Source organism: Serratia sp. NFX21 (genome assembly GCF_048517035.1).
GTDB classification, from domain to species: domain Bacteria; phylum Pseudomonadota; class Gammaproteobacteria; order Enterobacterales; family Enterobacteriaceae; genus Serratia; species Serratia quinivorans.
The window spans coordinates 4,052,202-4,073,959 of record NZ_CP183196.1; the positions used below are offsets into that span (position 1 = coordinate 4,052,202).

At 54.6% G+C, this 21,758-nt stretch carries 21 protein-coding genes; 7 read left to right on the forward strand and 14 right to left on the reverse strand.

The genetic code is table 11. The features are described 5' to 3' along the window. Window positions 1-2: 2 nt before the first annotated feature. From nuoC to lrhA, 4 genes are all read right to left on the reverse strand, one after another. On the reverse strand, window positions 3-1,799 hold the full coding sequence (gene nuoC, locus ACNT1W_RS18950; protein ID WP_012146020.1) for an NADH-quinone oxidoreductase subunit C/D: 1,797 nt from the start codon (window positions 1,797-1,799) through the stop codon (window positions 3-5). A gap of 95 nt (window positions 1,800-1,894) precedes the next feature. Beyond that, window positions 1,895-2,569 (reverse strand): NuoB/complex I 20 kDa subunit family protein, encoded by a 675-nt coding sequence (locus tag ACNT1W_RS18955; RefSeq protein ID WP_012146021.1) that lies wholly within the window; start codon window positions 2,567-2,569, stop codon window positions 1,895-1,897. A gap of 23 nt (window positions 2,570-2,592) precedes the next feature. Further along, entirely contained in the window at window positions 2,593-3,033 is a 441-nt protein-coding gene (locus ACNT1W_RS18960) for an NADH-quinone oxidoreductase subunit A (protein WP_012146022.1), read from the reverse strand. Window positions 3,034-3,745: 712 nt separating this feature from the next. After that, entirely contained in the window at window positions 3,746-4,681 is a 936-nt protein-coding gene (lrhA, locus tag ACNT1W_RS18965; protein ID WP_026142461.1) for a transcriptional regulator LrhA, read from the reverse strand. Window positions 4,682-5,544: 863 nt separating this feature from the next. On the opposite strand from lrhA, the gene ACNT1W_RS18970 reads away from it, so the two are divergent. Together ACNT1W_RS18970 and yfbR are read left to right on the forward strand one after the other, a co-directional pair. Continuing rightward, window positions 5,545-6,759, forward strand: coding sequence for a pyridoxal phosphate-dependent aminotransferase (locus ACNT1W_RS18970; RefSeq protein ID WP_099061610.1), 1,215 nt, complete (start codon window positions 5,545-5,547; stop codon window positions 6,757-6,759). A gap of 126 nt (window positions 6,760-6,885) precedes the next feature. Then, the gene (yfbR, locus tag ACNT1W_RS18975) at window positions 6,886-7,485 is read left to right on the forward strand and encodes a 5'-deoxynucleotidase (protein ID WP_017893493.1); all 600 of its coding nucleotides are present in this window, start codon (window positions 6,886-6,888) and stop codon (window positions 7,483-7,485) included. Window positions 7,486-7,515: 30 nt separating this feature from the next. On the opposite strand, the gene ACNT1W_RS18980 is transcribed toward yfbR, so the two are convergent. The 4 genes from ACNT1W_RS18980 to yfbV all read right to left on the reverse strand — a co-directional run bounded on the left by ACNT1W_RS18980 (window position 7,516) and on the right by yfbV (window position 11,217). Further along, window positions 7,516-9,348 carry an SLC13 family permease gene (locus ACNT1W_RS18980; RefSeq protein ID WP_012146026.1) on the reverse strand — a complete coding sequence of 611 codons (1,833 nt, stop codon included), beginning with the start codon at window positions 9,346-9,348 and terminating at the stop codon, window positions 7,516-7,518. A gap of 98 nt (window positions 9,349-9,446) precedes the next feature. Then, a complete protein-coding gene (locus ACNT1W_RS18985; protein WP_012146027.1) occupies window positions 9,447-10,103 on the reverse strand; it encodes a sugar phosphatase in 657 nt (218 codons plus the stop codon). Between the two features lie 16 nt (window positions 10,104-10,119). Beyond that, the gene (locus tag ACNT1W_RS18990) at window positions 10,120-10,614 is read right to left on the reverse strand and encodes a YfbU family protein (protein WP_017893495.1); all 495 of its coding nucleotides are present in this window, start codon (window positions 10,612-10,614) and stop codon (window positions 10,120-10,122) included. 147 nt (window positions 10,615-10,761) lie between these two features. Beyond that, entirely contained in the window at window positions 10,762-11,217 is a 456-nt protein-coding gene (yfbV, locus tag ACNT1W_RS18995; protein WP_012146029.1) for a terminus macrodomain insulation protein YfbV, read from the reverse strand. Between the two features lie 354 nt (window positions 11,218-11,571). On the opposite strand from yfbV, the gene ackA reads away from it, so the two are divergent. Together ackA and pta are read left to right on the forward strand one after the other, a co-directional pair. Then, window positions 11,572-12,774: an acetate kinase gene (gene ackA, locus ACNT1W_RS19000; RefSeq protein WP_012146030.1), complete on the forward strand. Its 1,203-nt coding sequence runs from the start codon at window positions 11,572-11,574 to the stop codon at window positions 12,772-12,774. A 74-nt stretch (window positions 12,775-12,848) separates the two neighbouring features. Beyond that, complete coding sequence (gene pta, locus ACNT1W_RS19005) at window positions 12,849-15,011, forward strand: phosphate acetyltransferase (protein WP_026142463.1); 2,163 nt, start codon at window positions 12,849-12,851, stop codon at window positions 15,009-15,011. A gap of 67 nt (window positions 15,012-15,078) precedes the next feature. On the opposite strand, the gene yfcD is transcribed toward pta, so the two are convergent. Beyond that, window positions 15,079-15,636 (reverse strand): NUDIX hydrolase YfcD, encoded by a 558-nt coding sequence (yfcD, locus tag ACNT1W_RS19010; RefSeq protein WP_012146032.1) that lies wholly within the window; start codon window positions 15,634-15,636, stop codon window positions 15,079-15,081. A gap of 90 nt (window positions 15,637-15,726) precedes the next feature. Next, entirely contained in the window at window positions 15,727-16,278 is a 552-nt protein-coding gene (yfcE, locus tag ACNT1W_RS19015) for a phosphodiesterase (protein ID WP_012146033.1), read from the reverse strand. Between the two features lie 248 nt (window positions 16,279-16,526). On the opposite strand from yfcE, the gene yfcG reads away from it, so the two are divergent. The 3 genes from yfcG to ACNT1W_RS19030 all read left to right on the forward strand — a co-directional run bounded on the left by yfcG (window position 16,527) and on the right by ACNT1W_RS19030 (window position 18,574). Then, complete coding sequence (gene yfcG, locus ACNT1W_RS19020) at window positions 16,527-17,156, forward strand: GSH-dependent disulfide bond oxidoreductase (protein WP_012146034.1); 630 nt, start codon at window positions 16,527-16,529, stop codon at window positions 17,154-17,156. A 104-nt stretch (window positions 17,157-17,260) separates the two neighbouring features. Then, entirely contained in the window at window positions 17,261-17,632 is a 372-nt protein-coding gene (gene folX / locus ACNT1W_RS19025; RefSeq protein ID WP_012146035.1) for a dihydroneopterin triphosphate 2'-epimerase, read from the forward strand. A 27-nt stretch (window positions 17,633-17,659) separates the two neighbouring features. Next, on the forward strand, window positions 17,660-18,574 hold the full coding sequence (locus tag ACNT1W_RS19030; RefSeq protein WP_259190957.1) for a TIGR01777 family oxidoreductase: 915 nt from the start codon (window positions 17,660-17,662) through the stop codon (window positions 18,572-18,574). 41 nt (window positions 18,575-18,615) lie between these two features. Here the strand turns inward: ACNT1W_RS19030 and hisP are convergent, their stop codons facing one another. From hisP to hisJ, 4 genes are all read right to left on the reverse strand, one after another. Next, entirely contained in the window at window positions 18,616-19,389 is a 774-nt protein-coding gene (gene hisP, locus ACNT1W_RS19035) for a histidine ABC transporter ATP-binding protein HisP (RefSeq protein ID WP_012146037.1), read from the reverse strand. Between the two features lie 18 nt (window positions 19,390-19,407). Further along, the gene (locus ACNT1W_RS19040) at window positions 19,408-20,112 is read right to left on the reverse strand and encodes an ABC transporter permease (RefSeq protein ID WP_012146038.1); all 705 of its coding nucleotides are present in this window, start codon (window positions 20,110-20,112) and stop codon (window positions 19,408-19,410) included. After that, window positions 20,109-20,795 carry a histidine ABC transporter permease HisQ gene (hisQ, locus tag ACNT1W_RS19045; RefSeq protein ID WP_012146039.1) on the reverse strand — a complete coding sequence of 229 codons (687 nt, stop codon included), beginning with the start codon at window positions 20,793-20,795 and terminating at the stop codon, window positions 20,109-20,111. The genes ACNT1W_RS19040 and hisQ overlap by 4 nt, the downstream gene beginning before the upstream one ends. An 85-nt stretch (window positions 20,796-20,880) precedes the next feature. Continuing rightward, complete coding sequence (gene hisJ / locus ACNT1W_RS19050; protein WP_012146040.1) at window positions 20,881-21,663, reverse strand: histidine ABC transporter substrate-binding protein HisJ; 783 nt, start codon at window positions 21,661-21,663, stop codon at window positions 20,881-20,883. Window positions 21,664-21,758 lie beyond the last annotated feature (95 nt).

The window sequence follows — 21,758 nt, forward strand, 5'->3', positions numbered from 1 at the left end:
AGTTAGCGGTCCACATCTGACATTACAAAATCGATACTACCCAGATAGACGATCAGGTCGGAGACCAGGCTGCCACGGATTACCGCTGGGATTTGCTGCAGGTGCGCAAAGCTTGGCGTACGTACCCGGGTGCGGTAGCTCATGGTGCTGCCGTCGCTGGTCAGGTAGTAGCTGTTGATCCCTTTTGTGGCTTCAATCATCTGGAATGATTCGTTGGCTGGCATCACCGGGCCCCAGGAAACCTGCAGGAAGTGGGTGATCAGCGTTTCAATGTGCTGCAGCGTGCGCTCTTTCGGCGGCGGCGTGGTCAGCGGGTGATCGGCCTTGAACGGGCCTTCCGGCATGTTGTTCAGGCACTGTTCGAGAATGCGCAGGCTCTGACGCAGCTCTTCCACCTTCAGCATTACGCGGGTGTAGCAGTCGCTGTTGCCGTCACCGACCGGAACTTCGAAGTCGAAATTCTCATAGCCGGAATACGGACGCCATTTACGCACATCGAACTCGATACCGGTGGCGCGCAGGCCTGCACCAGTGACGCCCCACTCCAACGCTTCTTTAGCATTGTAGGATGCCACGCCGACGGAACGGCCCTTCAGGATGCTATTCTTCAACGCAGCCTTGACGTAGGAATCCAGACGTTTTGGCATCCACTCAAGGAACTCGCGCAACAGACGGTCCCAACCGCGCGGCAGGTCGTGTGCGACACCGCCAATACGGAACCAGGCCGGGTGCATACGGAAGCCGGTGATCGCTTCAACCAGATCGTAGATTTTCTGACGGTCGGTAAAGGCGAAGAACACCGGGGTCATGGCGCCGACGTCCTGAATGAACGTACTGATGTACAGCAGGTGGCTGTTGATACGGAACAGTTCGGACAGCATCACGCGGATGGTATCAACGCGATCCGGCACCTTGATACCGGCCAGTTTCTCAACCGCCAGCACGTAAGGCATTTCGTTCACGCAGCCGCCGAGGTACTCGATACGGTCGGTGTACGGAATGTAGCTGTGCCAGGACTGACGCTCGCCCATCTTCTCGGCGCCACGGTGGTGGTAACCGATATCCGGTACGCAGTCGACAATCTCTTCGCCATCCAGCTGCAGAATGATACGGAATGCACCGTGCGCAGACGGGTGGTTCGGGCCAAGGTTAAGGAACATGAAGTCCTCGTTCTCGGTGCCGCGCTTCATGCCCCAGTCTTCCGGTTTGAAGGTCAGCGCTTCCATTTCCAGATCTTCTTTCTGTTTGGTCAACACAAAGGGATCGAACTCGGTGGCGCGTGCCGGGTAGTCTTTACGCAGCGGGTGGCCTTCCCAGGTTTGCGGCATCATGATGCGCGACAGGTGCGGGTGGCCGTCGAAGGTAATACCGAACATTTCCCAGGTTTCACGCTCATACCAGTTGGCATTAGGGAAAACCTTGGTCGCTGTGGGCACGTGCAGGTCTTTTTCAGACAGCGCCACTTTCAGCATGATGTCGCGGTTGCGTTCGATAGAAATCAGATGATAGAAAACAGAAAAATCCGCAGCCGGCAAACCGTCGCGGTGGGTGCGAAGACGCTCGTCCACGCCATGCAGATCGAACAGCATGACGTAAGGCTTCGGCTGTTTTCTCAAAAACGTCATTACTTCCAGTAACTGGTCAGGTTTGACCCATACCACGGGCATTCCGGTACGGGTGGGCTGAACAGTAAAGGCTTCCGGCCCAAAACGGTTGCGCAGTTCGCCAATCACCGGGTCGTCAAGGTGATCTCTGGTTTGCCAGGCCGGCAATGCGTCGTGCGTCGTTGAATCTGTCATAATTTTTTTCACCACACTGAAGGGTTATTTCGCCGCAAGTTCACTTTTCGCTGTGTTAACCAATAGCGCACTAAGATGGACGTTAAATGAACGTCTTAAATCTCGTCAGGCGTCCGAAGGTTGGTCACCGCGATACGCTCGCCGTGTTTACGCTCTCTTTCAGACTGCATGTTGGCGCGGTAAACACCCTGATCGCCGACAACCCAGGACAGAGGGCGGCGTTCTTTGCCAATAGATTCCTGCAACAGCATCAGTGCCTGCATGTAAGCTTCCGGGCGCGGTGGGCAGCCAGGAATGTACACGTCGACCGGCAGGAACTTGTCCACGCCCTGTACCACGGAATAAATATCGTACATGCCGCCGGAGTTGGCGCAGGCACCCATGGAGATCACCCATTTTGGCTCCAGCATCTGTTCGTACAGACGCTGAATAACCGGGGCCATCTTGGTAAAGCAGGTACCGGCCACCACCATCAGGTCTGCCTGACGTGGCGATGCACGCAGAACTTCGGCACCAAAGCGGGCCACGTCGTGAACGGCGGTAAACGACGTCACCATCTCCACGTAGCAGCACGAAAGACCGAAGTTATACGGCCAAATAGAGTTTTTACGCCCCCAGTTCACCATGTCATGCAATGCATGTTCGAGTTTACCCATGTAAACCGTGCGGTGAACCTGTTGATCCAGGGGATCGGCGACGACCTCCTGTTTTTGCAGGGGGTAACGGTCGTTCTCACCGTTCGGGTCTATGCGGGTGAGCGTATAGTCCATCTTAATGCCTCGTTTTTAACCGACTACTGCGGGTGACTGTTGGTGGCGTTTTTGATTGTGCCTGGCTTGCTCTGGCGCCTGGAGCGCACCGGAGTCCAATCCAATGCGCCAATACGCACCAGATAAACCAGCCCAGCCAATAACACCAAAATGAAAATGGCGGCTTCGATGAAGCCTACCCAACCGCTCTCACGTATGGAGACCGACCAGGCGTAAAGGTACAAGGCTTCAACATCGAAAATAACGAAGAACATGGCGACCAGGTAGAACTTGGCGGACAGACGCATGCGCGCCGTGCCGACCGAGTCGATGCCTGATTCAAACGGGGTATGTTTGGCGCGCGCACGGGCTCTCCCACCCAGGAAGAACGCGCCCATCAGCATTAAACAGCAAAGCCCGATTGCCACGACAAAAAATACGGCGAACGCCCAGTGATGAGCGATAACTTCAGTGGTTGTTGACATACTCTATGCTTACTCATCAAAAGTGGCGTCGATCGCTCTGCTCTTGTTTCTGGCAGTTAGTGCACCACATCGATTTAAGGGAAGGATAAATAAACCACACAAACAAACTGCTATTACAGCAAGTTAGCCAGCGTTTTACTGTGGGCTTTTTACTCCTTTCTATAACCTTTTGTCAACTTTGACAAAAGTATCTACACACTAGTTTACATACTCATCATTTAATTAACATTTGATGCGACCGGCTTAGGCTAAATCGTGTCAGTTAATTGATGTGTAGAAACAGATAGATATAAACCAACATGCTCATTTCAGTTTTACTATACCATTGTCTCAGGAATCTCCTGTTCTTCCACTCACTACCTAGGGGTATTTTTTTGATCCAGGACACGTTTTCAGCATAAACCCTCAAAAAAAGTGTGGCCCTTTAATAATTTTTGTCAATCCCGCCGGTCAAATCGGCCCGCCACAAACTACCAAAATAACCATATTGATTCCAGGCCTTTACCTTTATAATTATTCGTTCAATAAATGACCAAAAGACTATTTTTTCGTCTGATAACCGTTCTCATTAACAATCTTGAAGTCCGACAAATAACGCCTTCACTTTTAAAACCAATCGAAAGCCTCATAAATCTAACTTTGATCGAATTCAGGGCAAAAAAAACCTCCGCCGAAGCAGAGGTTTTATTACCGGGTTTAACGCTTTTGGGCGTTATTCCTCATCGTCAACCAGACAGGTGTCATCTTCCAGCGAGGGACTCGGCCCACTGAAACTGTAGTTGTCGTTGCCGTTCTGCATGGTGCTGAATATCGCCATCGCCAGCTCATTGCCGCACTGGGTATCCTGGCACAGGCTATATTGAGTATCTGGCAGTGCCGGTAGCCCTTCCATTGCACCGAGCACCCGCAGGTCCGGGCTCATCATTTCAATCGGCCGAACGGTGATGCCCAATCCGGCCTTGCAGGCTGCGCGAACGGCGGACAACGTCGAAGCCACATAAGCAATCCGCCATGGGATCCCGGCTTCATCCAGATGTTTGATCGCCATCGAGCGGAACGGACTGGGTTCGTCCATCACCACCAACGGGATCGGTTCGCCGGCCTGGAAATGGTAATCTGCCGCGCAATACCACAGGGTTGGCGAAGTACGCAGCACAATGTGCGGGCGATCCGCGGTAGCCATAGTGGTAATAGCCAGATCGACCTCACCGTTTTCCAGCATGTCGATCATGAACGAGCTGGGTTTCACCCGGACATCAATCGCCAGTTTTGGATACACCGAAGTGACGCGGTTAAGCAGGAAAGGCAGGATGGTATCGGCGGTATCATCAGAAGCGCCAATAGTCAGAACACCTTTAATATTGTTGTACATCAGAGAAGTACAGGCTTCGTCGTTGAAGCGCAGGATTTTCCTGGCGTAGCCGAGAAGCTGAATACCGTGTTCGGTCAGTAATTTGTTGCGCCCATGACGGGCAAACAACTCTTTGCCAACCAGTTGCTCTAACCGCTGCATTTGTTGGCTGACGGCTGATTGAGTACGACAAACGGCGACTGCCGCCGCCGCAAAAGTATTCAAATCAGCAACAGCTACAAAGGTTCTTAGCAGATCGAGGTCGAGATTGAGTATCGGACGATTTGCAGTTGTCATAGTGTTTTCTTCACTTTTTAAATTCTAATTTACAAACTACCCTGGTGTGTTTCTAAGACATCGTTTAAAAGGGACGATGTCAGACATGACAGTACCCCACTCATTAGTGGAGGGCAAAAAAATTACTTTTATTTCGTTACCTCTATCGCCTTTTAAAATGTGATCTATCGAGAATGCTTATACAACGACTGACGTTATAAGTGGTGCAATTGTTTCATTTTTACCGAACAATATATTTTACTCACTCAGATAGCGGGATTACCACACCAATTGTGCTGCACAACCTCCGCAGCCAGACTGGCCTGAGCGTCTTCCTATACGCGAAAGAGTAAGAAGTTTCTGTTGTAACGGCCGGTACATTTTTTAATGATTTTAATAAATTCAATCAGTAACATTTATCCCGTCAATAACTAAGGAATAACTACTTAAATGCGGCTTAACAGAGAAACTAAAATAGCGCTAATGTGAATTTTCTTATGATTCAGTTTGGATCGCCGATGGACAAGCGGCCATCAGACGACTCTGGCATTATCATTTCTTTACATTTTAACTCCGTTAAATCCCCTCTGTGGCTTAACAGTAAAGCCCCTTCAGTTAGCTCAGCGTCAATGGCATGGGCCTTTATAGCTCTGCTCGCCCTCATCAAATCAGATTAAATAACTACAAATAAAACAAAAACAAGAATTAAATACCAGAAAAACACTTTAACATTGTTTATCATCCCTGAAATCAACCTCTGAGCCCTTCGTTTGCACCAAAGGCGTGCACAACCCTTCAAAAGCGTCAGCGCCAGGAGTACATTGGGCAGGTTGCGGTGTTCCACGGTAGGAACGCCCCCATCCCAGCAAAAGGCTCAACTTTCTATGTCCCCCATTGAGAAATCCAGCAAACTGGACAACGTCTGCTATGACATTCGCGGCCCGGTGCTCAAAGAAGCTAAACGTCTTGAAGAAGAAGGCCATAAAGTCCTCAAACTGAACATTGGTAACCCTGCCCCGTTTGGTTTTGACGCCCCTGACGAAATCCTGGTCGACGTGATCCGCAATCTGCCCACGGCGCAAGGCTATTCCGACTCCAAAGGGCTCTTCTCGGCACGTAAAGCGATCATGCAGCACTACCAGGCGCGCAACATACGTGACGTGACAGTTGAGGATATCTACATCGGCAATGGGGTTTCCGAGCTTATCGTGCAATCCATGCAGGCGCTGCTCAACAGCGGCGACGAAATGCTGGTACCGGCACCAGATTATCCGCTGTGGACCGCGGCGGTTTCGCTGTCCGGCGGCAAAGCCGTGCACTACCTGTGTGACGAAGAAGCCGGCTGGTTCCCGGATCTGGATGATATCATCAGCAAGATCACCCCACGCACCCGTGGCATTGTGATCATCAACCCGAATAACCCGACCGGCGCGGTCTATAGCAAAGCACTGCTGGAGCAGATTGTTGAGATCGCCCGGCAGCACAACCTGATCATCTTCTCCGATGAGATCTACGACAAGATCCTGTATGACGAAGCCGAGCACCATTCGATCGCGGCGCTGGCGCCGGATCTGCTGACCGTCACCTTCAACGGGCTGTCCAAAACTTACCGCGTGGCCGGTTTCCGCCAGGGGTGGATGGTACTGAACGGGCCGAAGAAGCATGCCAAGGGCTATATCGAAGGGTTGGAAATGCTGGCGTCGATGCGTCTGTGCGCCAACGTGCCGATGCAGCACGCGATCCAAACGGCGTTGGGCGGTTACCAGAGTATCAATGAATTTATTCAACCTGGCGGCCGTCTGTATGAACAGCGTAACCGCACCTGGGAGCTGTTGAACCAGATCCCAGGCGTTTCCTGCGTGAAACCTCAGGGCGCGCTGTATATGTTCCCGCGCATCGATGCCAAACGCTTTAATATTCATGATGACCAGAAACTGGTGCTGGATCTGCTGCTGCAGGAAAAAGTGCTGCTGGTGCAGGGCAGCGCGTTCAACTGGCCGTACCCGGACCACGTGCGCATAGTAACGCTGCCGCGTGTGGATGAACTGGAAATGGCGGTGGGCAAACTGGGTCGTTTCCTGGAAGGTTATCGCCAGTAGTCTCCGTGGGCGCAGCGTGCTGCGCCCCTTCCCCTCCGCCGAATCCTAACCGCACGGCCCGAGTTGCATAACCCGCCATCACTGCTCACAATGGAGTCCTCACTTGCCGTTGTAAAAGAGAGCACCATGAGCCAGAGCCACTTTTTTGCCCATCTGTCCCGCTTGAAACTGATAAACCGCTGGCCGCTGATGCGCAATGTCCGCACCGAGAACGTTTCCGAGCACAGCCTGCAGGTGGCATTCGTTGCCCATGCGCTGGCGGTGATCAAAAACCGCAAATTCAATGGTAACCTGAGCGCCGATCGCGTCGCCCTGCTGGCGATGTACCATGATGCCAGCGAAGTGATTACCGGCGACATGCCGACGCCAATCAAATACTACAATCCGCAGATCGCCCACGAGTATAAGAAGATCGAAAAGATCGCCCAACAGAAACTGCTGGATATGATCCCGGAAGAATTACGTAACGATTTTCGCTCGATCCTCGATGAACACTATTACACCGAAGACGAAAAGTTGGTGGTTAAACAGGCCGATGCGCTGTGCGCCTACCTGAAATGTCTGGAGGAATTATCTGCCGGCAATAACGAATTCAAACTGGCAAAAGCGCGACTGGAAAAGACCCTGCAACAGCGCAGCAGCCCGGAGATGGATTATTTCATGAAGGTGTTTATCCCCAGCTTCAGCCTGTCGCTGGATGAAATCAGCCTGGACTCTTCCCTGTAATTTTCATGGCGCAGCGCGCTGCGCCGTTAATCAAAATGCATATAGCCAGGGCACAATAATCACGCTGACCAACATCACCAACAGCGTGAACGGCACGCCGATACGCACGAAATCCCCGAACTTATAATTCCCCGGCCCCAGCACCAGCGTGTTCACCGGCGAAGAAACTGGCGTCATAAACGCCGCCGAAGCAGCGATGGCAATAATCATGGCGAAGGGATACGGCGAAACGCCCATTTCACGCGCAGCGGCAATGGCGATCGGTGCCATTAACACGGCGGTGGCGGTATTGGAGATAAACAGGCCAATAGTCGCGCACAGCGCAAACAGGCACACCAGCATCACCCGCGGCCCGGCATCTCCGGCGACGTCCATTAACCCGCGCACGATCAAATCCACCCCACCGGTTTTTTGCAGCGCCTGAGCGAACGGCATCATGCCGACAATCAAGATAATGCTCGGCCAGTGAATCGACTTATAAGCGCTTTCCATGTCGATGCAGCGGAACTTGCCCATCAACAGGCAGGCAATCAGCGCGGCGATCGGGTTAGGGATTTCATCGGTCAGCATCATCGCCACCATCAGTGCCAGGCAGAACAAGGCGTGCGGTGCCTGAGTGATGGCCGGTGCCACCTCGTCAACCTCGGCTGGCAGATTGAGCACTATAAAATCATGGGTTTTCGCCTGCAGTTGGCGGATCGCCTTCCAGTCGCCGATCACCAACAGAATATCGCCCAACGCCAGGGGCTCATCCACCAGCTTGCCTGCCAGGGTTTCGCCATTGCGGCGAATACCGACCACGTTCAAATCATAACGGCTGCGGAAAGTGGATTCGCGCAGGCTTTTACCCAATAACGTTGAATCGGGGATCAGCGAGACTTCCGCCATGCCGACATTGCGCGACTGTTCGGAGAAATAATCGCCGCGCAGAACCATCGGCTCCAGCTGCTGCTCGCTGCAAAACTCGCGCAAATCGACCTGGCTGTCCGACATGTCGAGCAGCAGCACATCCCCTTCGCGCAGTTCGGTGCTGCCGGACGCGCTAACCATCACCCGCCGGAAGCGCTTCCAGCGTTCAATCCCCACCACGTTGGCACCGTAACGGGCGCGCAGATGCAATTCGTCCAGTGAATGCCCTACCAGCGGCGAGCCGCTGCGTAACGCCAGTCGACGGGCACGACCGGTCAACTTATAGTCGCGGATCAGATCGCGGAAGGTACGTCGCTGCCAGGTTTCACGCGTTTTATCACCGTCGTCATTGCCCAGCCAGCGCCGGGCCACCAGCATATAACCCACGCCCAGCACCAGCACCGCCAGGCCGACCGGCGTCACGGCAAAGAAGCCAAAGCCGCCAATGCCCTCGCGCACCAGTTCACTGTTCACCACCATGTTCGGCGGCGTCGCCACCAGCGTCATCATGCCGCTAATTAAACCGGCAAAACTCAGCGGCATCATCAACCTGCCGGGGGGAATTTTCATCCGCGCCGCCACGCTGAGCACCACCGGGATAAAGATCGCCACCACGCCGGTCGAACTCATAAAAGCCCCCAGGCCGGCCACCGTGACCATCAACAACATCAGCATCCTGGTTTCGCTGCTGCCGGCCACCTTCACCAGCCAGTCACCGACCTGATATGCCACGCCGGTACGCACCAACCCTTCACCAATCACGAACAGCGCGGCGATCAGGATCACGTTGGGATCGCTGAAGCCCACCGTGGCCTCCGACAGGGTCAGCGTGCCGCTCAGCACAAAGGCAATGATCACCAGCAACGCCACTACGTCCATACGCAGTTTGTTGGTGGTGAACAGCACGATGGCAATCAACAGTAAACTTAGCACCCACAGTAATTCGCTGTTCAAAACGGCCTCATCCGACAGAGATATTCAAGGGCTTAAAAATTAGCATAAAAAAACCCCGCCGATGCGGGGTCTAATCAATTCGGGTGAAGATAGGCCGGTTATGCCACCAGGCTAATCGTCGCACCCTGCTCGGTTTTACTTACCGCAATCTGTTCAAGCGAGGTTAACAGTAGATCAACCTGCTCCAGCTTGGGTGCATCGGCCGGTGCATTGACCGCAATCACCTGGCAGCCCGCGGCCAGCCCGGAAAGAATGCCTGCGGCGGCGTCTTCCACCACCACACAATCCTGTGGTGCCAACCCCAGGCGCTCGGCGCCCAGCAAATACGCGTCCGGCTGTGGCTTGCCATGCTTCACCTGCTCGGCGGTAATGAACACCTCCGGCTGCGGCAAACCACCGGCGTTACGACGGGCGCTGGCAACCGGGATCGACCCTGAGGTAACGATCGCCCATGGGATGTCGAGACGATTCAGACAATCGAGCAAGGCAGCGGCCCCCGGTAATGCCGTGACGCCGTCGGTGTCCTGAGCTTCTACCTGCTCCAGCAGCAGAAATTCCTGCTGAATGGCCGCCTCACTTTCTCCCGGCATAAAGTGACGCAACGAGGTAATGGCCTGTTTACCGTGGATAAAATCCAGTACGTCCTGCGGATTAATGCCGCGGCGTTTGGCCCAGTTAATCCAGGCGCGCTCTACCGCCGGCAGTGAATCAACCAACGTCCCATCAAGATCGAACAGAAAACCCTTACACTCCACAGGAAACCTCTTTTAATCAGGCATTGATAATTTGCGCTATCTCTACGGCGCTCAGATGATACTGGCGTGGGCATGACAGCCAGATGGCCAGCATCCGCTGGTACTTTTCCCACATTTTGGTTTGGGCATTAAAGCCGTGGCTGCCGGAATCGAAATGAGTATAGCGCCCTTCCGTGGTCACCAGGAAACGCACGTAGCTCAGATGACGCGCTTCAGTCGCGGCATCAAAGCCGAGAAACGCCAGGCGGCGCGCCTCAATCCCCTGTTTTTCCTTCAGGTTGTCCCAGGAAACCTGCAACGCATGGTGCATTTCCATCACGTTGATAATGCTGCGGCACACGTCTTCGCTCATTTCGCCAAAGTCGCGATCCAGCTCGCGCATCTGCAAACCGAAACCGCGTTCGATAATGGTCTGCAGGCGGCGATAACGCTCGGCGTTATCCGGATCCAGCAGGGTCATCATCTTGTATTGGTTCGACAGGATCAGCCGTTGGGCGTGGGTCATTTCCATCATAGTTTCCTCGATAAATTACTTATGGCGGAAGCATCGCACAGCGCAATATCGCAGGAAATCACAACTCACCGGTTCTTTGATTTAAACCGGGGTTATTGGCCGGAACAGGTAACAAGGCCGCAATCAATGCGGCCATTTTTGCAGTTACAGGTCATCCAGGAAGGTTTTATCCAACTGCTTGAAAGCGCGTTTCAGCAGATCCGCCAACGCCTGATAGGTCGGCGTACCTTCTACCGGCGCGACAGCCTGGCCGGCTTCCGCCAGCTTGTTGCGCACTTCATGGAACCATTGCAGCAGCGTTGGCGGCAACGGGGTGACCGAACGACGGCCCAACCACCACAACCCCTGCATCGGCATGCTGCAGGCGAACAGTGCGGTGGCGATCGCCGGGCCAAGCTGGCCGCCCAGGGCAATCTGCCAGGTCAGGGTAAACACCGCCAGCGGCGGCATAAAGCGGACGGCAAAACGGGTGGCACTCGCAACGCGATTCTCCGGAAAGACCGGAGCCAGACGTTTGTCTGACGGCCAGGTTTTCATATAATGCTGCCCGCGCTGGAACACCTGAAACCAGCTTACGGAACCGGACGGTTTGCTCGTCATCGCGTACCTCAACGTCACAAAGAAAATAAGGACACAGCCAACACAATACTAAAAAAGTTGAAGCTTTAAATTTATTTTGTGTTTGCCTCAGGCTATCGGTATCCTAAGCCGGCCTTTTGGCCGGTAGAAGATGACAAGAATTCTGTCAACTTTTAGCCCTATAAAAATCAAGATTATTTAAACCGCAGAGAAATCATCGGTTTTTTCATCGTCATGTGGTTTGTTCAATTCACATGATGTTAATCATAAATGTCAACGGCATTATGCGCTACGCTTGTTGTCTGATTGACGATTAATTCACCACGTGTTTTGGTCTTTCCTTTAACAACACGAACTATTTAAGTAGGTACTTCCATGTCGAGTAAGCTAGTACTGGTCCTGAACTGCGGCAGTTCTTCCCTGAAGTTCGCTATCATCGATGCTGTCAACGGTGAAGAACACCTCTCCGGCCTGGCCGAATGTTTCCACCTGCCTGAGGCTCGCCTCAAATGGAAGATGGACGGCGCCAAACACGAAGCGGCTCTGGGTGCCGGCGCTGCGCACAGCGAAGCACTGAACTACATTGTTAATACTATTCTGGCACAAAAACCGGAGCTTTCTGCACAGCTGACCGCTATCGGTCACCGCATTGTGCACGGCGGCGAGAAGTTTACCGCCTCTGCCGTGATCAACGACGAAGTTCTGCAGGGTATCAAAGATTCGGTGCCTTTTGCACCACTGCATAACCCGGCGCACCTGATCGGTATCGCTGAAGCATTGAAATCCTTCCCTAAACTGGCGGATAAAAACGTTGCCGTGTTCGACACCGCATTCCACCAGACCATGCCTGAAGAATCCTACCTGTACGCCCTGCCGTACAGCCTGTACCGCGACCACAGCGTTCGTCGTTATGGCGCACACGGCACCAGCCACTTCTATGTAACCCAGGAAGCGGCCAAGGCCCTGAACAAGCCGGTTGAAGAAGTCAACCTGATCACCTGCCACCTGGGCAACGGCGGTTCCGTTACCGCAGTGCGCAACGGCAAATGCGTTGACACCTCCATGGGTCTGACCCCACTGGAAGGTCTGGTCATGGGCACCCGCAGCGGTGACATCGATCCGGCCATCATCTTCCACCTGCACGACTCCCTGGGCATGAGCGTTGATCAAATCAACAAAATGCTGACCAAAGAGTCCGGCCTGCTGGGCCTGACCGAAGTCACCAGCGACTGCCGTTATGTTGAAGACAACTACGAAAGCAAAGCCGACGCCAAGCGTGCGATGGACGTATTCTGCCACCGCCTGGCCAAATACATCGGTGCCTACAGCGCACTGATGGACGGCCGTCTGGACGCGGTTATCTTCACCGGCGGTATCGGTGAAAACGCCGGTATGGTGCGTGAGCTGACCCTGAACAAACTGGGCCTGCTGGGCTTCGAGATTGACCACGAGCGCAACATGGCTGCTCGCTTCGGTAAATCCGGTGCCATCACCAAAGACGGCAGCCGCCTGGCGCTGGTAATCCCGACCAACGAAGAGTTGGTCATCGCGCAAGACGCATCCCGTCTGACCGCGTAACGCTCTCCGACACCGTCAGCCCAGGCTGACGGTGCTGTTTTAGCCTCATGTTAAATCGTGAAGAGGACTATTCTGTGTCACGTACTATTATGTTGATCCCCACTGGCACCAGCGTCGGCCTGACCAGCGTCAGCCTGGGTGTCATTCGCTCCATGGAGCAAAAAGGCGTTAGCCTGAGCGTATTCAAACCTATCGCACAGCCACGTACTGGCGGCGATTCGCTCGACCAAACCACCACCATCATCCGCAGCAGCAACTCCACCATCACGGCGGCAGAACCACTGCGCATGAGCTACGTTGAAGGCCTGCTGAGCTCCAACCAGCAAGACGTGCTGATGGAAGAGATCGTGGCTCGCTACCACGAGAACACCAAAGACGCAGAAGTGGTGCTGATCGAAGGCCTGGTGCCGACCCGTAAGCACCAGTTCGCCAACGCGCTGAACTATGAAATCGCCAAAACGCTGAATGCAGAAATCGTCTTCGTGCTGGCACTGGGCAACGATTCCCCGGCACAGTTGAAAGAGCGTATCGAACTGGCGCGCAGCAGCTTCGGCGGCAGCAAAAACAAAAACATCACCGGCGTGATCATCAACAAGCTGAACGCCCCGGTTGACGAGCAGGGCCGCACCCGTCCTGACCTGTCCGAAATCTTCGACGATTCCACCAAGGCCAGCGTGACCAACGTTGACCCGGCGCAACTGTTCGCCAACAGCCCGTTGCCGGTGCTGGGCTGCGTGCCGTGGAGCTTCGATCTGATCGCCACCCGCGCTATCGACATGGCCCGTCACCTGAAGGCCTCCGTGGTCAATGAAGGCGACATCATGACCCGCCGCGTGAAGTCCGTGACTTTCTGTGCGCGCAGCATCCCGCACATGCTGGAACACTTCCGTCCGGGTTCACTGCTGGTAACTTCGGCAGACCGTCCTGACGTGCTGGTTTCTGCCTGTCTGGCAGCGATGAATGGCGTAGAGATCGGCGCCATCCTGCTGACCGGTGGCTACGCCATCGACGAACCTATCAGAAAACTGTGTGAACGTGCCTTCCAGACCGGCCTGCCGGTATTTATGGTTGAAACCAACACCTGGCAGACCTCGCTCAGCCTGCAAAGCTTTAACCTCGAAGTGCCGGCGGATGACCACCAGCGCATCGAGAAAGTGCAGAACTACGTGGCCAGCCACATCAACGCCGAGTGGATCGAGTCTCTGACCGCCACCTCCGAGCGTTCACGTCGCCTGTCGCCACCAGCGTTCCGTTACGAGCTGACCGAACTGGCACGTAAAGCCGGCAAACGCATCGTACTGCCTGAAGGCGACGAACCACGTACCGTGAAAGCGGCGGCTATCTGTGCCGAACGTGGTATCGCTGAATGCGTGCTGTTGGGTAATCCGGAAGAGATCCAGCGCGTTGCTGCCGCTCAGGGCGTTGAACTGGGCAAAGGCATCGAGATTGTTGATCCGGTCGCCGTCCGCGAACAGTATGTGCCGCGTCTGGTTGAGCTGCGCAAGAGCAAGGGCATGACCGAAGTGGTTGCGCGTGAGCAACTGGAAGACAACGTGGTTCTCGGCACCCTGATGCTGGAGAAAGGCGAAGTTGACGGGCTGGTTTCCGGCGCGGTTCACACCACCGCCAACACCATCCGTCCACCGCTGCAGCTGATCAAAACCGCACCGGGCAGCTCACTGGTGTCCTCCGTGTTCTTCATGCTGCTGCCTGACCAGGTTCTGGTGTACGGCGACTGTGCAATCAACCCGGATCCAACCGCCGAGCAGTTGTCCGAGATCGCCATTCAGTCAGCCGACTCTGCTGCCGCCTTCGGTATCGAACCACGCGTAGCGATGATCTCCTACTCCACCGGCAACTCAGGTGCGGGCAGCGACGTTGAGAAAGTGCGCGAAGCAACCCGTCTGGCGCAGGAAAAACGTCCTGACCTGATCATCGACGGTCCGTTGCAGTATGACGCCGCGATCATGGCCGACGTAGCCAAGTCCAAGGCACCGAACTCGCCGGTTGCAGGCCAGGCTACCGTGTTCATCTTCCCGGATCTGAACACCGGTAACACCACCTACAAAGCGGTACAGCGTTCTGCTGACCTGGTGTCCATCGGGCCAATGCTGCAAGGCATGCGCAAGCCGGTGAACGACCTGTCGCGTGGCGCACTGGTAGACGACATCGTTTACACCGTGGCGCTGACCGCCATCCAGTCTTCCCAGGCTGATGCTGCAGCAGTCAAAGCCTGATAATTCCTGAATTATCAGATAAAAAAAAACCGGTCAATTGACCGGTTTTTTTATTTGCGCGAACACATCAGGCATTTTCATCGCTATCGCGTAGCGGCTTGCCATAAGCCTGCTCGTTGTTACGCGTCAACCACAGCGACAACGCTTTTAGCGAGTCCGGCGTGAATTCGTCGCAGCGGGCGGTGATCTCTTCCGGTGTTAGCCAGCTCACCTCAACCACTTCCTCTTCCTGCAGCGCAAACGGGCCGTGCGATACGCAACTGAATAATGCGCCCCACACCCGGCACTGATCTTCTTCGAAGTAGAACAGGCCGTGTTCGGCGAAAGGCACGCCGGCAATGCCCAGCTCCTCTTCCGCTTCGCGACGGGCGGAATCCAGCACGTTCTCCCCGCTCTGCACCACCCCACCCGCAGTGGCGTCCAGCCAGCCCGGATAAAAATCTTTAATATCGGTGCGACGCTGCACCAGAATTTTTCCCATTCCATCATGCACCACAATATAGGTAGCACGATGACGCAGCCGTTGGGCACGCATCTGTTGGCGACTGGATTGAGCAATCACTTCGTTTTGCTCGTTGACGATATCAACCCACTCGGTATCTGCAGCCTGATCCTGTTCCGCCATCCTCTAAAACCTTCTATTTTGGCGCGATGCATCCCGCGCACTGGTTAATCAATGAGTGTTTTTCAAAGATTTTTATTGTGTGTGTATAAATTAGTGCGTTAATGCCACCTCTGCAACAGCCTTGCCGCCGAGCAAAGTGACCACACTTAAAACGCCGTCCTCCAGTATGCCATAGCTGGCAGGAAAGCCCCCCTTCGGAATGCTGACCGAGCCTGGATTAAAGCAGTAAATATCCCCCTGCCGTTCCGCCTGCGGCAAATGGCTGTGTCCATAGACCAGCACATCTCCGGCAGATAACGGCGGCAGTGCCGAAGGATGATAAAGGTGACCGTGGGTTAAAAACAATCGTCTTTTTTGTAATAGCACCTGCTGCCAGGACGCGGTGATAGGGAAGGACAGTAACATCTGATCGACTTCACTGTCGCAGTTGCCGCGAACGGCGATGATCTTGTCGCTATAGCGATTCAATTGTTCGGCAACCTGCGCCGGCTGATACCCCACCGGCAGCGCATTGCGTGGCCCGTGATTCAGCAAATCACCCAACAGGATCAGCCAGTCGGCACCGCTTTGTTCAAAATGCGCCAACAGGCTTTCGGTGGCGGGAAGCGAACCATGTATATCCGAGGCAAATATCAGCTTCATAACCTTGTCCCTGATAAGCAAATAGGCCCTATTTTAGCGCGCCATCGCTGCGCGACAACCCACAGATGTGCCTGCGGAAAATTGTAATGCATCTTGTGGTGATAGCATCGGACGAATCTCACATAGCCTGCTATTCTTAGCTGCTATTGTTGGTAACCCTATAGAAAGATCTCTGATATACCTTTGTGCGCGGCGAAGACCGCAACAACGTGTAATGGCTTACAGATCACCTTACCGCAGGAGGCAACATGATTGACCTGTATTACGCGCCTACTCCCAATGGTCACAAAATTACCCTGTTTCTGGAGGAGGTTGGCTTACCCTACCGTATCCACCGCGTAAATATCAGCGCCGGCGATCAGTTCAAGCCGGATTTTCTGAGCATTTCCCCCAACAACAAAATCCCGGCCATCGTCGATCAGCAGCCGGTTGATGGCGGTGCGCCAATCAGTCTGTTCGAATCCGGCGAAATTCTGCTGTATCTGGCGGAGAAAACCGGCAAGTTGCTGAGCAAAGGGCTACGCGAGCGTGCAGCCACGCTACAGTGGCTGTTTTGGCAGGTGGCGGGCTTTGGGCCGATGCTGGGGCAAAACCACCACTTCAATCACTACGCGCCGCAGCCGGTGCCCTACGCCATCGAACGTTATCACCTGGAAACCAAACGTCTGTATGCGGTGCTGGAAGCCGAGCTGCAAAAGCACCCTTATCTGGGCGGTGACAACTACAGCATTGCCGATATCGCCACCTATCCCTGGGTAGTGTCACACCCGCGTCAGCGCATCGATCTGGCGGATTATCCGGCGGTACGCAACTGGTTCGAACGCATCAGCAACCGCCCGGCCACCGAGCGTGCCTACAAGCTGGCTGAGCAGGGTTAATTTTCCGACTCCCCGGCCTCCGGGGAGTTTCCCCCGGCTCGTTATCATTTCCCTGCTTTCCGTGTATTCTGAGCACCAATAATCAGACCTGTGGAGATTCTCTGATGTCATTCAGTCAACCCGACGCCATTATTCGTATAAAAAATCTGCGGTTGCGTACATTCATCGGTATCAAGGAAGAAGAAATCAACAACCGTCAGGACATCCTGATTAACGTGGTGATCCACTACCCGGCGGATAAGGCGCGCGACAGTGAAAACATCGACGACGCGCTCAACTACCGCACCATCACCAAGGCCATCATTCGTCACGTGGAAGATAACCGCTTCGCCCTGCTGGAAAAATTAACTCAGGATGTGCTCGATATCGTGAAACAACACGCCTGGGTAACCTATGCTGAAGTGGAGATAGATAAACTATTGGCCCTGCGCTACGCCGACTCGGTTTCGATGACCATGAGCTATCGCCGGGCCTGAAAACCACCGTTTCAGGGAGAATCGACCATGCGAGTCCTGATAACCGGCGCCACAGGATTGATAGGGAGCAGCCTGACGCAACGGCTGCTGGGCCTTTCTCATCAAATTACGGTGCTGAGCCGCAACGTGCAACGCGCACGTGAGCGCTTTGGCGAGCAGGTCAGCTATTGGTCAACGCTGCAGGACAAGCCCTCGCTGGACGGTTTTGACGCCGTAATCAACCTGGCCGGTGAGCCTATCGCCGACAAGCGCTGGAGCAAAGCGCAGAAAGAACGCCTGTGCCACAGCCGCTGGGATCTGACCGAACAGTTGGTCAAACTGATTAATGCCGGCAGCACCCCGCCCGGCGTGCTGATTTCCGGTTCCGCAACCGGCTATTATGGCGATCAGGGCCAGGCGGTAGTCACCGAAGACGAAGCCCCGCATGACGAATTCACCCATCAACTGTGCCAACGCTGGGAGTCTCTGGCTCTGCAAGCGCAAAGCGACGCCACTCGCGTCTGCCTGCTGCGTACCGGCGTGGTGCTGGCGGCCAAAGGCGGCGCGTTGGCTAAAATGTTACCGCCATTCCGCCTTGGGCTGGGTGGGCCGATAGGTGACGGCCGCCAATATCTGCCGTGGATCCACCTGGAAGACATGGTTGATGGCATCGTTTATTTACTGGATCACCAAACCCTGCAAGGGCCATTTAATATGGTGGCCCCTTACCCGGTTCACAACGAACAGTTTGCCGCTCAGCTCGCCAACGTGCTCGACCGACCTGCGTTTTTACGCGTGCCGGCCTTTGCCATGCGTTTATTGATGGGGGAAGCGGCGGTATTGGTGCTGGGTGGACAGCGAGCGGTACCGAAAAGGCTGGAAGAAGCCGGTTTCAGCTTCCGCTTTTTGGAGTTGGAACAGGCGTTGGATGATGTGATTAATCAGCGGGGCGCAGCCCGCTGAGGATCCGATCGGGGCCAGAAAGATCTGGCCCCAAAAGCCCGTTATTTTAACGCGCCGGAAAGAAACTGCTGCAAGCGAGGACTTTTCGGATTGCCGAACAGCTCAGCCGGTGGCCCTTGCTCTTCGATCAGCCCTTTGTGCAGGAAGATCACGTGGCTGGAAACATGGCGTGCAAACTCCATTTCGTGCGTCACCACCACCATGGTTTTGCCCTCTTCCGCCAGCTTCTGCATGATGCGCAGCACTTCGCCCACCAGTTCCGGATCCAGTGCCGAGGTCGGTTCGTCAAACAGTAACACCTCCGGCTCCATCGCCAACGCCCGTGCGATAGACACGCGCTGTTGCTGGCCGCCAGACAGGTGCACCGGGTATTTGCCACGGGCACGCTCGTCGATCCCCACCTTGTCCAGGTAACGTATCGCGCGCTCACGCGCCTCGGTCTTGCTCAGCCCCAGAACCTGCACCGGCGCCTCCATCACGTTCTCCAGCACCGTCATGTGGCTCCACAGGTTAAAATGCTGGAACACCATGGTCAGGCGAGTACGCAGCAACTGCAGCTGTTTCTTATCGAAGACCTTAAGCTGGCCGTCCTTGTCGCGCACCATGCGAATATCTTCATTGTTCAGGCTAATGGCGCCTTCACTTGGCTTCTCCAGGAAGTTAATGCAGCGCAAAAAGGTACTTTTACCGGAGCCGGAAGACCCGATGATGCTAATCACATCCCCTGCGTTGGCCGCCAGCGAGACGCCTTTCAGCACTTCGTGTTCGCCATAGCGTTTATGCAGTTCGGTGACGGCTAATTTATTCTCAGACATAGTAGGTTCCCGTCATTATCAGTGATTAACGTGTGCCATCCAGCGCTTTTCCGCCTTGCGGAACAGGCTGATTAATCCGTAAGAGATGATCAGATATAGCACCGCTGCAATGCCAAAGGCATAGAACGGCTGGTAGGTCGCCGCATTGATATCTCGCGCTATCTTCAGCAGGTCCGGCACGGTGGCGGTGAACGCCAGCGCGGTCGAGTGCAGCATCAGGATCACTTCATTGCTGTAGGCCGGCAGCGCGGTGCGCAGTGCCGAAGGCAAAATGATACAGCGGTACATTTTGAAGCGTGAGAAACCGTAAGCATTGGCCGCTTCGATTTCACCGTGCGACACCGAGCGTATCGCCCCGGCGAAGATCTCGGTGGTGTAGGCACAGGTGTTCAGCGTTAGCGCCAAAATGGTGCAATTTAGCCCGCTGCGGAAGAAAGCGTTGAGGAAGTCCGTCCCACGCACGATTTCCAGGCTGTACATACCGGAGTAAAACACCAGCAGCTGCACGTACAGCGGCGTACCACGGAATATATAGGTGTAGAGCCAAACCGGGAAACGCACCCAGGTGATGGAGGAAACGCGTGCCACCGCCATCGGGATCGCCAGCAAACCGCCCATCACTACCGAGGAAATCAGCAGCCACAGGGTAACGGCGACCCCGGTGAAACGGTAACCGTCGCTCCACAGCAGCGATTGCCAGTACTGTTGTAAAATCTCGATCATAGCTCAGCCCTCCGGACGCCCAGGGAATAACGCCGTTCAAGCCACAGCAGCACACCATTGGAAACGGTAGTGAAAACCAGATAAACCACACCGGCCACGATCGCAAAGAAGAACGGCTGATAGGTGCCTTTACCGGCCAACTGAGTGGCTTTCACCACGTCATTGAGGCCCAGAATAGACACCAGCGCCGTAGCCTTCAGGATCACCTGCCAGTTGTTGCCAATGCCCGGCAGGGCAAAACGCATCATCGCAGGGAACAGAATGCGGCGGAAAATTTGTGAACCGGTGAAGCCGTAGGCCGTTGCCGCTTCAATCTGCCCCTTCGACACCGCCATATAGGCACCGCGAAAGGTTTCGGTGAAATAAGCGCCGTAGATAAACCCGAGGGTGATAATGCCCGCGCTGAGCGGATCAATATCGATTTGCGCGAAGCCAAGCAGTTCGGTGAGGTTGTTGAGCGCAATTTGCAGGCCGTAGAAAATCAGCAGCATCAGCACCAGATCGGGTACGCCACGGATCAGCGTGGTATAAGCGCCAAACACGGTAGAAAGCAGGCGATTTTGGGAAAGCTTGCCGCCGGCACCGATCAAACCGATGACCAGCGCCAGCAGTACGGAACTGAGGGCCAGCTCCAGCGTCACCAGAGCCCCCTCTAATATCAATTGGGAATAGCCTTGCAGCATTTACTTCACCCTGTCGTCATTGGATCCCGAACCATCGGGGCCGGCGGGCCAGCCCCGTAGTCACAACATGGAACGGTAAGCGGCATTAACCGCCGTAGACGTCAAAGTCGAAATATTTCTTCGCATACTTGTCGTAAGTGCCGTCTTTGCGCATTTCGGCAAAGGCTTTATCCAGCGCCGCCTTCAGCTCGGTATCGGTCTTGCGCAGGCCCATGCCGGTCCCCACGCCGAAGAATTTATCATCCTTCACCGATTCACCGGCAAAAGCATAATCCTTGCCTGGAGGCTGTTTCAGGAAGCCATCGCTGCCTGCCACTTCGTCCTGGAAAGCCGCATCGATACGGCCGGATGCCAGGTCGGCATACACCAGATCCTGGTTCTGATAAGGCACGACGGTGATGCCCTTAGGCTGCCACATGGCATTGGCATAGGCTTCCTGGGTAGTCCCCTGCAGCACGCCGACGCTCTTGCCTTTCAACGCGTCTACGGTAGGCAGCAGCTTGGAACCTTTCGGCGCGATCAGGCGGGCGTTAGCGGCATACAGCTTGTCGGTGAAGGCAATTTCCTGCTGGCGTTTTTCGGTGATCGACAGAGAAGAGATGATGGCGTCAATTTTCTTCGCCTTCAGGGACGGGATCAGCGCGTCAAAATCGCTTTCCACAAAGGTACATTTAGTATTTATGCGTTTGCACAGCTCTTTGGCCAGATCGATATCAAAACCGACCAACTCGCCCTTGGCATTTTTGGATTCAAAGGGTGCATAGGTCGGATCGGTGCCGATCTTCAGCGTTGATGGTACTGCGGCAAATGCGCTGCTTGCCGCGCTTAAAGCCAAGACTAAAGGAAGAACCTTAACCAGCTTTTTCATAAATCACCCTCAAATTGATTTTTTGATGCCACTGCGGGCATTACTTTTCCACCAAATCAATTTGCAGTAATCGTGCCACATTTGTTGCTGTAGGC